This window comes from Gulosibacter sediminis, assembly GCF_030011715.1.
GTDB classification, from domain to species: Bacteria; Actinomycetota; Actinomycetes; order Actinomycetales; family Microbacteriaceae; genus Gulosibacter; species Gulosibacter sediminis.
In genome coordinates this window covers 14681-30093 of sequence record NZ_JASCYH010000016.1, presented here as the reverse complement: position 1 = coordinate 30093, position 15413 = coordinate 14681, and the positions used below count along the sequence as shown (strand labels likewise).

Annotated in this window: 17 protein-coding genes; all 17 read right to left on the bottom strand. The window is 68.2% G+C overall.

Features of this window, described 5'->3' with window-relative positions; translation table 11 throughout:
- Positions 1-2: 2 nt before the first annotated feature.
- The 17 genes from carA to rpsD all read right to left on the bottom strand — a co-directional run bounded on the left by carA (position 3) and on the right by rpsD (position 15352).
- Complete coding sequence (gene carA / locus QM019_RS07130) at positions 3-1157, bottom strand: glutamine-hydrolyzing carbamoyl-phosphate synthase small subunit (RefSeq protein ID WP_282825429.1); 1155 nt, start codon at positions 1155-1157, stop codon at positions 3-5.
- Entirely contained in the window at positions 1154-1675 is a 522-nt protein-coding gene (locus tag QM019_RS07125; RefSeq protein ID WP_282852419.1) for a PH-like domain-containing protein, read from the bottom strand. Before QM019_RS07125 ends, carA begins: the two co-directional genes overlap by 4 nt.
- Positions 1675-2985 (bottom strand): dihydroorotase, encoded by a 1311-nt coding sequence (locus tag QM019_RS07120; RefSeq protein ID WP_282852418.1) that lies wholly within the window; start codon positions 2983-2985, stop codon positions 1675-1677. Before QM019_RS07120 ends, QM019_RS07125 begins: the two co-directional genes overlap by 1 nt.
- Positions 2982-3938 carry an aspartate carbamoyltransferase catalytic subunit gene (locus QM019_RS07115; protein ID WP_282825423.1) on the bottom strand — a complete coding sequence of 319 codons (957 nt, stop codon included), beginning with the start codon at positions 3936-3938 and terminating at the stop codon, positions 2982-2984. Before QM019_RS07115 ends, QM019_RS07120 begins: the two co-directional genes overlap by 4 nt.
- A complete protein-coding gene (gene pyrR / locus QM019_RS07110) occupies positions 3935-4489 on the bottom strand; it encodes a bifunctional pyr operon transcriptional regulator/uracil phosphoribosyltransferase PyrR (RefSeq protein ID WP_282825421.1) in 555 nt (184 codons plus the stop codon). The genes QM019_RS07115 and pyrR overlap by 4 nt, the downstream gene beginning before the upstream one ends.
- Positions 4490-4622: 133 nt before the next feature.
- Entirely contained in the window at positions 4623-5042 is a 420-nt protein-coding gene (gene nusB / locus QM019_RS07105; RefSeq protein ID WP_282825419.1) for a transcription antitermination factor NusB, read from the bottom strand.
- A complete protein-coding gene (gene efp / locus QM019_RS07100; protein ID WP_125105843.1) occupies positions 5042-5605 on the bottom strand; it encodes an elongation factor P in 564 nt (187 codons plus the stop codon). Before efp ends, nusB begins: the two co-directional genes overlap by 1 nt.
- Before the next feature lie 73 nt (positions 5606-5678).
- Positions 5679-6770, bottom strand: a complete 1092-nt coding sequence (gene aroB, locus QM019_RS07095) for a 3-dehydroquinate synthase (RefSeq protein ID WP_125105842.1) — start codon at positions 6768-6770, stop codon at positions 5679-5681.
- An 8-nt stretch (positions 6771-6778) separates the two neighbouring features.
- The gene (locus tag QM019_RS07090) at positions 6779-7318 is read right to left on the bottom strand and encodes a shikimate kinase (protein WP_282825416.1); all 540 of its coding nucleotides are present in this window, start codon (positions 7316-7318) and stop codon (positions 6779-6781) included.
- Entirely contained in the window at positions 7315-8583 is a 1269-nt protein-coding gene (aroC, locus tag QM019_RS07085) for a chorismate synthase (protein WP_282825415.1), read from the bottom strand. Before aroC ends, QM019_RS07090 begins: the two co-directional genes overlap by 4 nt.
- Before the next feature lie 12 nt (positions 8584-8595).
- Positions 8596-9489, bottom strand: coding sequence for a shikimate dehydrogenase family protein (locus QM019_RS07080; protein ID WP_282825413.1), 894 nt, complete (start codon positions 9487-9489; stop codon positions 8596-8598).
- Positions 9490-9494: 5 nt separating this feature from the next.
- Positions 9495-10850: an endolytic transglycosylase MltG gene (gene mltG, locus QM019_RS07075; RefSeq protein WP_282852417.1), complete on the bottom strand. Its 1356-nt coding sequence runs from the start codon at positions 10848-10850 to the stop codon at positions 9495-9497.
- 15 nt (positions 10851-10865) lie between these two features.
- Complete coding sequence (gene ruvX / locus QM019_RS07070; protein WP_282825410.1) at positions 10866-11321, bottom strand: Holliday junction resolvase RuvX; 456 nt, start codon at positions 11319-11321, stop codon at positions 10866-10868.
- A complete protein-coding gene (alaS, locus tag QM019_RS07065; RefSeq protein WP_282852416.1) occupies positions 11321-13990 on the bottom strand; it encodes an alanine--tRNA ligase in 2670 nt (889 codons plus the stop codon). Before alaS ends, ruvX begins: the two co-directional genes overlap by 1 nt.
- 15 nt (positions 13991-14005) lie before the next feature.
- Positions 14006-14215, bottom strand: a complete 210-nt coding sequence (locus QM019_RS07060; protein ID WP_193127789.1) for a Na+ dependent nucleoside transporter N-terminal domain-containing protein — start codon at positions 14213-14215, stop codon at positions 14006-14008.
- Between the two features lie 40 nt (positions 14216-14255).
- Positions 14256-14627: a DUF948 domain-containing protein gene (locus QM019_RS07055; RefSeq protein WP_193127788.1), complete on the bottom strand. Its 372-nt coding sequence runs from the start codon at positions 14625-14627 to the stop codon at positions 14256-14258.
- A gap of 95 nt (positions 14628-14722) precedes the next feature.
- On the bottom strand, positions 14723-15352 hold the full coding sequence (gene rpsD / locus QM019_RS07050) for a 30S ribosomal protein S4 (protein ID WP_125105833.1): 630 nt from the start codon (positions 15350-15352) through the stop codon (positions 14723-14725).
- Positions 15353-15413 lie beyond the last annotated feature (61 nt).

The window sequence follows — 15413 nt, the reverse complement described above, 5'->3', positions numbered from 1 at the left end:
TCCTAGTTGTTCGTCGCGGGGGTCGTGTTGCCGAGCACGAGGTCTCGGAAGCGGAGAAAGAGGGCGGCCGCGTCGTGCGGACCGCTCGCGGCCTCGGGGTGGAACTGCACCGAGAAGGCGGGGATGTCGAGGCAGCGCAGGCCCTCGACCACCTGGTCATTGAGGCCAATATGGCTCACCTCGACGCGGCCGAAGCCGGCGGGCGATTCGACGGGCTCACCAATCGGGATGTCGACCGCGAAGCCGTGGTTCTGCGCCGTGATCTCGACGCGGCCGGTCTCGGTGTCGAGCACGGGCTGGTTGATGCCGCGGTGGCCGAACGGCAGCTTATAGGTGCCGAAGCCGAGCGCGCGCCCGAGCAGCTGGTTGCCGAAGCAGATGCCCATGAAGGGCAGGCCATCCCGCAGCAGCTCGGCGAGCAGCTCAACCTGCTGCTGATTCGCCTCGGGGTCGCCGGGGCCGTTCGAGTAGAAGAGCGCGTCGACGCCGAGCGCGCGCACGTCGTCGGCCGTCACGTTCGCCGGCAGCACGTGCACGTCGAACCCGGCCGTATTGAGGTTGCGGATCGTGGCGAGCTTGATGCCGAGGTCGAGCAGCGCGACCTTGCCGAGCGCGTCGCCGTCGTTCGTGTGCTCGCTCAGGTACGCGGCCTCGGTCGTCACCCTGTCGGAGAGGTACTGGCCGGCCATCGACGGCTGGGCGCGCACCTGCTCGAGTTGGGCCTCCGGCGAGTCGTTGTAGGCGTCGCCCGAGAAGATGCCCGAACGCATAGCACCCTCGCTGCGGATGCGACGCGTCAGGGCGCGAGTGTCGACCTCGGAGATGCCGACGATGCCCTGCTCGTCGAGCGCGTCCTCGAGGTCGCCCGTCGCGCGCCAGTTCGAGACGACGCGGCTCGGGTCGCGCACGACGTAGCCCTCGACCCAGTAGCGGTCGGATTCCATGTCGGTGGGGTTCACGCCGGTGTTGCCGATGTGCGGCGCCGTCTGCACGACGATCTGCCCCGCGTAGCTCGGGTCGGTCAGGGTCTCCTGGTAGCCGGTCATGCCGGTCGTAAACACGAGCTCTCCGAGTCGTGCGCCCCGTGCACCGTAGGCCAGGCCCTCGTAACGGGCGCCGTCTTCAAGAACGAGTACGGCAGGTTCGGTGGTGATCATGCGGTCTCCTGGGTGGTGGGTGCGGGTTCAATGAGGTCGCCGATGCGGGCGATGAGCTTTTCGCGGTGCTCGGGGTTGACGACGCGCAGGTACGTCTCGACCGAGTGGTCCGGGTCGAGCAGCCAGCGCACGACGATCAGGCCATCGCGCTCGACGGCGCGGTCGATCGTCGCCTGCGCGACCGCAACGGTCTCAAGCTTGTTGACGGGGATGAAGAAGGCGTCCTCGCCGGCGATACCGACCGCGAGGCCGTCGGAGTGCACCTCGACGGTGGCGCGGCCGCGGTAGGCAAGCGGGCGCACCGCGATGCGGTCGAGTGCGTTGCCCGTCGTCGAGGTCGCGACGTAGTGGGCGTCGTCAACCGCGAAGCGCGGCTCGCCGAGGCCCTCGGGTAGGGCATCCGGAGTGCCGAGGGCGGTCTGCGTTCGCTGTCGTCGTCGCCAGCCGAGGGCCATGGCACCAACGATGATGGCGCAGACCGCAACGATGCACGAAGTGGCGATGATCGGACCGGGCATTAGGACTCCTCCCCCGGAATAACGACGTTGCCTTCGCGCAGCGTGGGGACGCCGCGGAAGATCGTGGTGGTGACCGCGCCCGGCAAGTGCATGCCAAGGAACGGCGAGTTGGTGGACTTGCCCGCGAGGTCAGCCTCGGTGAATTCTCCCCCGGCCGACGGATCGAAGGCGGTGAGGTTCGCGGGCTCGCCGACGGCGATGGGGCGGCCGGCGTCGTCGGCGCGGCCGATGCGAGCCGGTGCCTCGCTCATGATGCGCGCGACGTCCTGCCACGTGATGGTGCCGGGCTCGACCATGGTCGCGTACACGACACGCAGGGCCGACTCGAGGCCGACCATGCCCATCGCGGCGAAGTCCCACTCGCGCTCCTTGGCATCTCGCGGATGCGGGGCGTGGTCGGTCGCGACGGCGTCGATCGTGCCGTCAGCGAGGGCGGCGCGCAGCGCCACCACATCGGCGTCGGTGCGCAGCGGCGGGTTCACCTTGAAGCGGGCGTCGAAGCCGCGCACGCGCTCCTCGGTCAGGATGAGGTGGTGCGGGGTCACCTCGGCGGTGATGTCGATGCCGCGAGCCTTCGCCCAGCGCACTACCTCGATCGCGGCCTCGGTCGAGACGTGGCAGACGTGCACGCGGGAGCCGGTCTGCTCTGCGAGCAGCGCATCACGCGCGATGATCGACGATTCGGCGACGGCGGGCCAGCCGCCGAGGCCAAGCTCGGCCGAAACGGCGCCTTCGTTCATCTGCGCGCCGACCGTGAGCTTCGGCTCCTGGGCGTGCTGCGCGACGACGCCGTCGAAGGCCCGCACGTACTCGAGCGCGCGCCGCATGATGAGCGGGTCAAACACGCAGTCACCGTCGTCAGAGAACACGCGCACGCCGGCACGCGAGTCGGCCATCGAGCCGAGCTCGGCGAGCTGCTCGCCCGCGCGGCTCACCGTGACCGCGCCGATGGGACGCACGTCGGCCAGGCCGGCGTCTCGGCCGAGGGCCCAGACCGCCTCAACGACGCCCGCGGTGTCCTGCACCGGTGAGGTGTTCGCCATCGCAAAGATCGTGGTGAAGCCGCCCTTCGCGGCGGCGCGGGAGCCCGTGGCGACGGTCTCGGAGGACTCGATGCCGGGCTCACGCAGGTGCACGTGGAGGTCGACGAGCCCGGGCAGCAGCACCTGACCGCTGAGATCGATCGTCTCGGCACCCTCGGGCGCGGTGATGGTGCCGGGCTCGGCCACTTCGCGGATCACGCCGTCGACGATGAGCAGGTCGCGCGGTTGCTCGCCATACGGCTGCGCCCCGGTCAGCAGAAGGGTCATTTGTCGCCAGCCTCTCGAACTCCGGAGCAAAGTAGGTACAGTGCGGCCATCCGCACGCTCACGCCGTTTGCGACCTGCGCGAGCACGGTCGACTGCGGCGAATCCGCGGCGACCGAGGAGATCTCGAGGCCACGGTTCATTGGGCCCGGGTGCATGATCAGCGTGTCGCCACCGAGCCGCTCGAAGCGGGCGGCGTTCAGGCCCCACATCCGAGCGTACTCGCGTGTGTGGGGGAAGTAGGCGTCGCGCATCCGCTCGCCCTGGATGCGCAGCAGCATCACCGCGTCGGGGCGGGTCGCGAGCACGGCGTCGAGGTCGTAGCTGACCTCGGCTGGCCAGTGCGAGGTGTCCGACGGCAGGAGCGTCGGCGGCGCGACGAGCGTGACGCGCGCGCCGAGCGTCGTGAGTAGCCACACGTTCGACCGGGCGACGCGGGAGTGCAGGATGTCGCCGACGATGACGACGTGGACGCCGTCGAGGTCGTGCCCCCGCGCGGCGTCGCCGTGCAGGCGCTCGCGGAGCGTGTAGGCGTCGAGGAGCGCCTGGGTGGGGTGCTCGTGCATGCCGTCGCCCGCGTTCAGCACGGGCGCGTCGATCCAGTCACGGTCGGCGAGCAGCTGCGGTGCGCCAGAGGAGGGGTGGCGAATCACCACGGCGTCGGCGCCGATCGCGTGCAGCGTCTGGGCGGTGTCCTTGAGCGACTCTCCCTTCGAGACGCTCGACCCCTTGGCGGCGAAGTTAATGACGTCGGCACTGAGGCGCTTTTCGGCGGCCTCGAAGGAGATGCGCGTGCGCGTTGAGTCCTCGTAGAACAGGTTGACGACCGTGATCCCGCGCAGGGCAGGCAGCTTCTTCACCTCTCGACGCTGGGTCGCGGCCATGTCGGCGGCGGTGTCGAGCAGCAGCAGGGCGTCGTCGCGGCTCAGGTCGCGGGTCGAGATGAGGTGCTTCAAGCGCGACCCCCATCGGTGATGACGACGCGGTCGGCGCCGTCGATTTCACGCAGCTCGACCGAGATGCGCTCGCTGCGCGCGGAGGGCAGGTTGCGGCCGACAAAGTCGGCCCGAATCGGCAGCTCGCGGTGGCCGCGGTCGACGAGCACCGCAAGCTGCACCACCCGCGGGCGGCCGAGGTCGTTGAGCGCGTCGAGCGCGGCTCGCACGGTACGGCCCGAGAACAGCACGTCGTCGACGAGCACGACGGTCTTGCCGTCAATGCCGCTGAGCGGGATGCGCGTCGGGTGCGACTCGGTGAGGGGCCGGCTGCGCAGGTCGTCGCGATACGGGGTGATATCGATCTCGCCGACAAACTCGTCGACGGAGCCCTCGCGGTGCTCGATGCGGGCGATCAACTCGCCGAGACGGCGAGCGAGGGGCACGCCGCGAGTGGGGATGCCGAGGAGGATAACTTCCTCGCCACCAGCGTTGGCTTCGAGAATCTCGTGTGAAATCCGTTTCAGGACACGTTCGACGTCGTCGGACTGGAGCACTTCGCGTTCCGTCACGTTCGACCCCCTTCTCCGCCTCTCTGGACGGCTCATTAAAGGACGATCTACCGGCGACTATCTTACCTCGAATGCGAACGCGCCGTGCCCCGAGCCAGACTCGGGCGCACGGCGCGTTGAAGGGATGCGCTGGTTACGCGGTGGCGTTGCCATCGGCGATCGTGCCGAGCACGCCGCTAATAAAGCGCGAGGAGTCGTCGGTCGAGTACTCCCCCGCGGCCGTGATCGCCTCGTTGATGGCGACCTCGGCCGGCACCTCGCCGTTATAGATGATTTCCCACACGCCGATGCGCAGGATCGCGGCGTCGACGCTCGGCATGCGCTCGAGGGTCCAGCCGTTCGCCGTCGCCTCAATGCGTGTGTCAATGTCGTGCTCGTGCTCGAGGTAGCCCTCGATGATCTCGCGCGCATAGCGCCACGAGGCCTCGCGTTCGGGCTCGTGCAGCGCCTTGGCCTGCTCTTCGGCGAGCACGTCGCGCAGCCCGCGCTCCATGACATCGGCCACGAACAGCATGTCCATGGCCCGCTTGCGGGCCTTGGTGCGGGCGCTCACTAGTCGTTCACGCGGCCCAGGTAGTCACCCGTGCGGGTGTCCACCTTGACGCGGGTGCCCTGGTTCACGAACAGGGGCACCTGGATCTCGGCGCCGGTCTCGACGGTTGCGGGCTTCGTGCCGGCGTTCGAACGGTCGCCTTGCAGGCCCGGCTCGGTGTAGGTGATCTCGAGCACGACCGAGGCCGGCATCTCGATGTAGAGGGGCTCGCCCTGGTACATGGCGATCTGAACTTCCTGCTGCTCGAGCAGGAACTTCGCGCCGTCGCCGACGATCGTCGACGGGACGGTGAGCTGGTCGTAATCGGACTGGTCCATGAAGACGAAGCCATCGCCGTCCTGATAGAGGTACTGGAAGTCGCGGCGGTCGACGATCGCGGTCTCGATCTTCGAACCTGCGTTGAACGTGCGGTCGACCGTCTTGCCCTGGACGATGTTCTTCAGCTTCGTGCGCACGAAGGCGCCACCCTTGCCGGGCTTGACGTGCTGGAACTCGATTACCTGCCAGAGCTGACCGTCGATGATCAGCACGATCCCGTTCTTGATATCAGCGGTGGTTGCCATCTGAGTTTCCTTTCAAATTTTCGACGCTCTAGCATAGCGCGACCGTTCGCCGCGCGGTTGCGCCCTCGAGCGGTTAGGAGGCGATCTCCTGGTAGGCCGCAAAGAGCAGGCTCTCGTCGGGCGCGGTCATGATCGTGGGGTGGCCGATGTCGTCGAGCACGACGAAACGCAACAGCTTGCCGCGCGCCTTCTTATCGCGGTGCATCACCGACAGCAGGGTCGCCCAGCGGTCGGCCGGGTACCCGGTCGGCAGGCCGAGCAGCTTGAGGATGCGCAGGTGCCGGTCGGCTGCCGCGTCGCTGAGCCGGCCCGAGAGCCGGGCAAGCTCGGCCGCGTAGTGCATGCCGATCGCGACGGCGGCGCCGTGGCGCCACTGGTACCGCTCGGTGTGCTCGATCGCGTGTCCGAGCGTGTGCCCATAGTTGAGCATCTCGCGGCCACCGCTCTCGCGAAGGTCGGCCGCGGTCACCTCGAGCTTGTACTGGATCGACAGCTCGAGGATGCGCCGGAACTCGTCGCTCGTCGGGTCGGTCGCGCGCTCGGGGTCGGCCTCGATGAGGTCGAGGATCTCGGGCGAGTGAATGAAGCCGACCTTGACCGCCTCGGTAAAGCCGGTGACGAGCTCGTTGCGCGGCAGCTGGTCGAGCACGTCGAGGTCGGCGACGACGCCGACCGGCGGGTGGAACGCGCCCACCATGTTCTTGCCCTCGTTCGTGTTGATGCCGGTCTTGCCGCCAATCGAGGCGTCGACCATGCCGAGCACCGTGGTGGGCACCTGCACAACGCGCACGCCGCGCAGCCATGAGGCCGCGACCCAACCGGCGAGGTCTGTGGTCGCGCCGCCGCCGAGGCCGATAATCGCGTCAGTGCGGGTGAAGTCGCTCTGGCCGAGCAGCTGCCACAGCCACTCCGCGACCTGCGCACGCTTCGCGTCTTCCGCATCCGGAATCTCGGCCATGAGCACGCGTCGGAAGTGCGGCGTGAGCTGCATCCGCAGTTGCTCGGCGATCGCGCCAAGCGACGGCTGGTGGATGATGAATACCTGCTCAGCCGTGTCGCCAAGCAATTTCGGCAGGTGTTGGTCAAGATTCGCGATCAGTCCTCGCCCCACGAGCACGGGCCCGTGCGGGCCCTCGACCTCGAGCGTGGTGATGTCGTTGGTCACGAATTCTCCTAGTTGTCGGCTTGTGCGGGGCTGGAATTGCGGATGAGCGGCGAACCGATGCGCTTGAGGTAGCGATGCACCTCGTTCGAGACCTGCCACATGGGGCGAAAGCTCGTGTCGACCGTGAGGTGCGCGAGCCGCTCGTAGATTTCGCGGCGGGCCTCGTAGGTCGCAACCCACGAGTCGATGCCGTTGAGCAGCGGCCGGTTCGTCTTGCCGCTGATGCGCTCGCTGATTGCCTCGGGCGAGGCGATCAGCAGTACGACGGTGTGTTCGCCGCTTGCAAGCTGCGCCTGGGTGTCCTCGTTGAGGATCGCGCCGCCGCCGAGCGAGACCACCTCGTAGGCCGCGAGTGCCGCGTGCACAGTGTTGCGCTCGATGCGGCGAAACTCTTGCTCGCCGTGTTCGGGAATGAACTGGGCAATCGCGCCGTGCTCGCGTGCAATGAGCTTGTCGGTGTCGGCATAGGTGGCCCCGAGCTTGCGCGCGAGCTGCTTGCCGACCCGGGTCTTACCGGCCGCGGGCGGCCCGATGAACACGAGGCTCATACGCGCCACTCGCTGCGCGAGTCGCCCATCGGCGTCTCGTCGACCTCCTCATCGACCGCGTCGGGGTCGACGAGTTCGGGGTTCGTGTGCAGGTGTTCGGGAATCGACGCGAGGTAGCTGCCGAGGTTGCGGCGCACCTCCTCGAGCGAATCGCCGCCGAACTTCTCGACGACGGCGTTCGCGAGTACGAGCGCCGTCATGGCCTCGGCGACGACGCCCGAGGCGGGCACGGCCGTGACGTCAGAACGCTGGTGGTGCGCGGTGGCGTTCTGGCCGGTGGCGACATCGACGGTGTGCAGCGCGCGGGGCACCGTCGCGATCGGCTTCATACCGACGCGAACGCGGAGCACGCCGCCCGTCGTCATGCCGCCCTCGATACCGCCGGCACGGTCGGAGGAGCGGCGAATCTCACCCTCGACCGCGTAGAGCGGGTCGTGCGCCGCGGTGCCCGGGCGGCGGGTCGTCTCGATGCCGTCGCCGACCTCGACCGACTTGATCGCCTGGATGCTCATGAGCGCTCCTGCGAGGCGGCTGTCGAGACGGCGGTCCCAGTGGACGTACGAGCCGAGCCCCGGAGGCAGGCCGTAGACGAGCACCTCGGTGAGACCGCCGATGGTGTCGCCCGTGTGGCGAATCTCGTCGATACGCGCCACCATGGCGGCACTCGTCGCCTCATCGACGCAGCGCACCGGGTCGGCGTCGAGCCGCTCGACGTCGTCGGGCAGTGGCCGGGGTGCGTCATCGGGCAGGGCGACGTCGCCGATCGAGACGGTGTGGCTGACGGTGCTGATGCCGAGCTCGGCGAGGAACTTCTTCGCGACGGCCCCGAGTGCGACGCGGGCGGCGGTCTCGCGGGCGCTCGCGCGCTCGAGGGCGGGACGCGACTCCTCGAAGCCGTACTTCTGCATGCCGACGAGGTCGGCGTGACCGGGTCGGGGGCGGGTGAGGCGCGTGCCGCGGCCGGTCTCGAACACCTCGGGCCCGACAGGCTCGGGGCTCATGACCTCGGTCCACTTCGGCCACTCGGTGTTCTGAATGCGAATGCCAAGGGGCGACCCGATCGTCACGCCGTGCCGCACGCCCGACGAGAGCGTGAGTTCGTCGGCCTCAAACTTCATGCGGCCGCCACGGCCATAGCCGAGTTTGCGGCGCGCGAGGTCGGCCTGCACCTCGGCCTTGGAAATGGGGACGCCGGCGGGCAGTCCCTCAAGAACAGCGAGCAGTTCGGGGCCGTGAGACTCCCCCGCGGTCAGCCAACGAAGCATTCCCCCATTCTCTCACGACAGCGCGGCGCGCATTGCCTCGACGACCTCGGCCTCATTCGGCAGCGGCTCGTCGATCGTGTCGCCGCCGAACAGCCGCACTTGGAGTACCGCTTGGTGGAGCAACATGTCGAGGCCGGTGACCACCGGAGCGCTGGCGTCCTGCCACCGCTCAGCGAGCGGCGTTGGCCAAGGGTGATAGGCCGCCGAGAGCAGCGCGGCGCCCGCGGGCACGGGGCCGATGTCGTTGGCCAGCACGTAGCCCCCAGGCACGGTATCGCCGACGAACGCCGTGTCGTCACCGAGCACCCAGTCCGCGAGCGTGCGGCCGGTGACGCCGTCGCCGAGGCGCTCGGCGAGGGCCTCCGCCCGCTCGGGGCGACGCGCGTAGACCTCAATCCGCGAGGCGCCGAGGCGCTGGGCGGCAATCGCGACGCTCGCCGCGGTCTCCCCCGCGCCGAGCACGTGGGCGACACCTTCAATGCGCTCGAGGCCGCGTTCGCCAAAGGCCCGGACAATACCCGGGATGTCGGTGTTCTCACCCCGCGCGGGGGCGCCCGGCTCGAGCGAATCGAAGACGAGCGTGTTCACGGCGCCGCTGCGCCGCGCATCCGCACTCACCTCGCTCGCGAACGCGAGCGCTTCGGCTTTGAGCGGCGCCGTCACCGAGAAACCGCGCCAGCCCTGGCTGCGCGCGTCGAGCGCAGCCGCGAGCTGTCCAGCAGGGATGCGCCACCGGGAATACTCCCACCGGCGCCCGAGCGCGCGGTACGCCGCGAGCTGCAGCTGCGGCGACCGCGAATGGCCGACGGGGTCGCCGAGCACGGCGAGCCGCTGCGAACCGATGCCGCGCGGTGGCTCGCTATCGTTGAAGCCCTCGGGCACCACGGGGTAGCGTTCGTTCGTCATGCGGGCTATCCGTAGTCCGGGTGCTCTTCCATCCAGGCGAGCCACTGGTTGACCGCCTGCTGGTGTTGCTCGTAGGTCTCCGAGAACACCGTTTCGCCCGTCTCGAGGTTGACGGTGACGAAGTAGAGCCAGGGGCCGTCGGCCGGGTTCATCGCGGCGTCGATCGCGGTGTCGCCCGGGTTCGAGATCGGACCGGGAATCATGCCCGTGTGCACGTAGGTGTTGTACGGGTTGTCCTCATTGTTGCGCTCGTCGTCGGTCGTCGCGGCCCGGTCGTACTCGCCGGTGCCATACGTCACCGTCGCGTCGGACTGGAGCGGCATGTCGATGTCGAGGCGGTTGTAGAAGACGCGCGCGACCTTGTAGAAGTCCTCGGTGATGCGCGCCTCCTTCTCGACGAGTGAGGCCATGCGGATGATGTCCCAGACCTGGTCGTCGGGCACGCCGGCCGCGTCGAGTGACTGGTAGGTGCGGTCGACCATCGTCTGCAGCACCGTCGTCGCGTCGACGCCGGGTTCGAACGTGTAGGTGGCGGGGAATAGGAACCCCTCCAAGCTCTCGGCCTCGTCGGGCAGGCCGAACGATTGGGGGTCTTTCGCCGCGGCTTGGAGGTCGTCGACCGAGATGCCAACGTTCGACTCGACGAGGGTATAGATGTCAGACGCGACCGTGCCCTCGGGAATCGTCACGGTGTTTTCAATGCGCGCCGTGTCGTCGGTGAGCACCTCGAGCGCCGAGGCCGCGCTCATTTCCTCCTCGAGCCCGTAGGTGCCCGGGTAGAACTGCGGCTCTTCGGATTGCGACGTGACTTCGCGGATGAACGCGGTCGACTCCTTGATCACGCCCTTCTCCTGCAGCCGGGTCGCGATCGTCGTGCCGGTGTCGCCCTCAAGAATGCTGAAGTCGACCTCGGTGCCGTTGCCGGTGCCCTCAAAGTCGTCATTGTGGATGCCAAACATGCCGAGAATGCGGTCGCCGACGAGCTGCCAACCCCAGAATGCGCCGCCGACGAGCACGAGCAATGCCACGAGCATCGCGATCCAACCGCGTCCACGGCGACGCCGACCGCGACCGCGACCCTTCGACGACCGCTCGTCGATCGTCGAACTGAAGATCTCGGCAACGGGGTCGTGGTCGGCTGCCTCAGCGCGCGAGGGCGGCGTTGACGAGGGCTGCGGTGCGCCCGCTGGCTCGGTTTGCGACCCTGCCGGGGCCGATGCCGCAGCCTCCGAGACGTCGAGCGGCCCGGTGTTCTGCGCCTTCAGCTCACGCGCGAGTCGTTCCCGCTCACGCTCTCGAGCCTCACGTCGCGTGATCGGCTGCTGATCATCGGCAGACTGCTGGTGATCTTCGTTGGTCACGAGGCTCCTCGCGGATTAGTCGAGTGCGGCGCCCGGCGGCATTCCGCTCGAGCGTTCCCGGTCAAGTGCGTCTTGCAACAGTACTACTGCCGCGGCTTGGTCGATTTGGTCACGCGAGCGCGACGCCTGTTTGCCGCTCGCGCGGAACTGCTTCGCCGCCGACACCGTCGTAAGGCGCTCGTCGAGCAGCCGCACGGGTGCTGTCATCGCGGCCGCGAGCTCGCGCGCAACGCCGATCGCATCCTCGGTCGAGGGCGTCGACTCGCCGCGCAGGTTGAGCGGGTGACCGACGATGACCTCCATCACCGAGTACTCGTCGACGAGTTCGACGAGTCGGCGGATGTGCGTGTCACCTTCGAGGTCGCGCTTCACCGTTTCGACGGGCACGGCGAGCAGCCCATCGGGGTCGCTGCGGGCGACCCCGATGCGGGCTTTACCGACGTCGACGGCGAAGCGAACGCCGCGGCGCACTAGTTGGCCTGCAGGGCCGCGCGGATCGCGGCGAGCGCGTCCTCGTGCTTTGACGCGTCCTGGCCGCCACCCTGGGCGACATCCGGCTTCCCGCCGCCGCCGCCGCCCAGCGCGCCCGAGGCGACCTTGACGAGGGCGCCAGCGTTCGCGCCGGCGTCGCGCGCGGCTTGGTTCGTGGCGACGACGACCGAAGGCTTCTCGCCAGCCTGACCGACGAGCGCCACGACGACAGCTTCGCTGCCGGCGCGCTCGCGCAGTTCAAGCGCGAGGGTGCGCACGTCGTCGGCGCTGCCCACAGCGCCGATCCACGCGCCGATGAACGTCACATTGCCCACTCGGGTACCGCCTGCGAGGAGTTCGGGGATGCGCGCGCGCAGCTGCTGCGTCTCGAGCTCGGCAATGCGTTTCTGCGCCTGCTTCAGGTCGGCGAGCAGGTCGTTGACGCGGGTAGTCACCTGCTCCCGCGGCACGCGCAGGCCGCTCGAAAGTTCGCGGACGAGCGCGCGCTCGGTCGCGAACTCGGCAAAGGCGTTGCGGCCAACGAGCGCCTCGACGCGGCGGTTCGTCGCGCCCACGCTTGACTCACCGATGAGGTTGACGATGCCAACCTGCGCCGACGTGTCGACGTGGGTGCCACCGCAGAGCTCGCGCGACCACGCGCCGCCGATCTCGACCATGCGCACCCGGTCGCCATACTTCTCGCCGAAGAGGGCGCGGGCGCCGAGCTCCTTCGCCTCGTCGAGCGCCATCTCGCGGGTGATGACCTCGTAGTCGCGGCGCACGGCGCCGTTCGCGATCTCCTCGATCTCGCTACGCGTCTCGCTCGAGAGCGCGTCGTTCCACGAGAAGTCGAGGCGCATGTAGCCGGCTTTGTTATATGAACCGGTCTGGTGCGCATCCCCGCCGAGTGTGTCGCGCAGGGCGGCGTGGATGAGGTGGGTCGCGGTGTGGGCCTCGGAGGCCTGGCGGCGGTAGACCGCGTCGACGACCGACTCGACGCGCTCGCCGACCCCGATCGTGCCCTGCGTGACCTCAACGGTGTGCGCGATGAGGCCCGGCACGGGCTTCTGCACGTCGAGCACGCGCGAAGTGAACCCGCCCGAGGGCGAGCGCAGCCAGCCTTGGTCGGCGTCCTGGCCACCGGCCTCGGCGTAGAGCGTCGTTTCACCGAGGATGAGCTCGGCCGTCTGGCCGGCCGCGGCCTCCTGCACGCTCACGCCGTCGACGATGATGCCGAGCACCTCGGACTCGGTCTCGAGCTGGTCGTAGCCAACAAACGCGGTCTCGCCGAGCGCGCGGAAGTCGCTGTAGACGCTGAGGTCAGCAAGCGCCGAACGGCGCGCCCGAGCATCCGCCTTCGCGCGCTCGACTTGCGCCCGCATCAGCTCGTCGAACTTGTCGCGGTTCACGTGCAGGCACGACTCCTCGGCCATCTCGAGCGTGAGATCGATTGGGAATCCGAAGGTGTCGTGCAGCTTGAACGCGGTTTCTCCGTCGAGCACCGACGAACCCGCCTGGCTCGCTTTGGCCACGGCCTCGTCGAAGATCGTGTTGCCCTGCGCGAGGGTGCGCAGGAACGTGACCTCTTCGCCACAGGCGATGCGGCTGATGCGGTCGAAATCGGCCTCGACCTCGGGGTAGGCGTCGCGCATGGCTTGCATCGACACCGGAAACAGCTCGGGGAAGGTCGCCGTCTCAACGCCAAGGAGGCGCATGTTGCGCACGACGCGGCGCAGCAGGCGGCGCAGGATGTACCCGCGGCCCTCGTTGCTCGGCTGGACGCCGTCGCTGATGAGCATGAGCGACGAGCGCACGTGGTCGGCGACGACGCGCAGGCGCACGTCGTCCTCGTGGTTCGCGCCGTAGCTTCGGCCGGCCATCTCGCTCGCGCGGTCGAGCACGGGGCGCACCTGGTCGGTCTCGTACATGTTGTCGACGCCCTGCAGCAGGAACGCGATGCGCTCGATGCCGATGCCGGTGTCAATGTTGCGCTGCGGCAGCTCGCCGCGCAGCTCGAACGTGCCGTCACCGTTGTCGGCGCCTCGCTCGTACTGCATGAACACGAGGTTCCAGATCTCGACGTAGCGGTCGTCATCGGTCGCGGGTCCGCCGTCGACGCCGTAGGCGGGGCCGCGGTCGAAGAAGATCTCCGAGTCGGGACCGGCGGGGCCGCCGGGCTTACCAGCAGACCAGTAGTTCGTGTCCTCGCCGAGGCGCTGGATGCGTTCGGCCGGGATCTCGGAAAGCTCGAGCCAGGCGTCGTACGCCTCGTCATCGCCCTTGTACACGGTGACCCAGAGGTCTTCGTGGTTGAAACCAAAGCCGCCCTCGGACTGGGGCTTGGTGAGGAGCGTGTAGGCGAACTCGATCGCCTCGCGCTTGAAGTAGTCGCCGAACGAGAAGTTGCCACCCATCTGGAAGAAAGTGCCGTGGCGTGGTGTCTTGCCGACTTCCTCGATGTCGTTCGTGCGGATGCACTTCTGCACGCTCGTCGCACGCGGGTACGGCGCTGGCACCATGCCGGTCATGTATGGAATGAACGGCACCATGCCGGCGATCGTGAACATGACCGTGGGGTCGTCGCTGACGAGCGAGGCGGAGGGGACGACGGTGTGGCCGCGCTCCTCAAAGTAGGAGAGGAAGCGGCGCTTGATTTCGGCGGTGAGCATGGCTGTGCGGGACTCTTACTTTTCGTTAGCTTCGATGGCGGCGTAGATGGCTTCGGTGCGGGCCTCGTAACCCTGCTTGACCGCCTCGGTGAAGTCGGCGGTGAACTCGTTCACCGCGGCGAACGCGGCGCGGCCTCGGGGCGTCGAGTTCATGAAGTGGGCAAGGGCGAAGCCAGCGGCGACGCCTCCGACGACGAGTGCGACGGAACGAACGACGTTACGCATAGTGCGATGAGCTCCTTGAAGGGACGACGGAGGAAAGTGACTACTTCTTGCGCGAGCCGCGCTGCGGCTTCAACGCGCGGAACCCGGCCGCCGCGGCGGCGGAGAAGCCCGCCAGCTTGATGAGCGGGCCACCGACCGTGGCGGCGGTTAGCGCGACAAGCGAGTTCACATTACTGGTGGTCTCGTGCACCTGTTCGGTGATCGCGTCGACCTTCGCGAGCTGGCGGTTCGTCTCACGCATGGTCTCTTGCGTCTCAACCAGCGTCGGCGTGATGCTGTCGACCGAGTCGCCGACACCGCGGCGAACTTCGTCGAGCACTCGACCGAGCTTGATGATCGGCACCGCAAGCAGCACGACGAGTAGCAGGAACGCGCCCGCAGCGATCAGCCCGGCGATGTCACCACCTGACATAGCGAAATTCTCCTGAACCTGAAATGACGAGAGCGGATCGCCGGTGGGCGATCCGCTCTCTATGCTAGCGGGCGGTCGAGGACCGCTCGGGACGCTTAGCGGCCCGAGTAGTACTCAACGACGAGCTGGACCTCACAGGTGATGGGCACCTCTTCGCGCTTCGGGCGACGCACGAGCTTCGCCTGGAGCTTGTCGAGCTGCACCTCGAGGTAACCCGGCACGGCCGGGAGCACCTCGGCGTGGCCACCGGCAGCGGCAACCTGGAAGATCTCGAGGTCTTCCGAGCGCGACTTGACGCCGATGGTCTGGCCCGGCTGCACGCGGAACGAGGGGCGGTCGACGATCTTGCCGTCGACGAGGATGTGGCGGTGCACGACGAGCTGACGCGCCTGCGCGGTGGTGCGGGCGAAGCCGGCACGCACGACGAGGGCGTCGAGGCGCTGCTCGAGCAGCTCGACGAGGTTCTCACCGGTCAGGCCGGCGCTGCGGCGAGCCTCCGAGAAGACGATCTGAAGCTGCTTCTCGCGCAGGCCATACTGGGCGCGCAGACGCTGCTTCTCGCGCAGGCGGACAGCGTAGTCACTGTCGGTCTTGCGGCGGGTGCGGCCGTGTTCACCAGGAGCGTAGGGACGCTTCTCCATGAGACGGGCGGCCTTGGGGGTAAGTGCAACGCCGAGGGCGCGCGACAGACGCACCTTCGAACGGGTACGCGACTTCTTCGACACGAAGTCTTCCTTTCTGATGTTCGCATGACACGCGTGAGCGTGCAGACAAATAGTGCTCTCC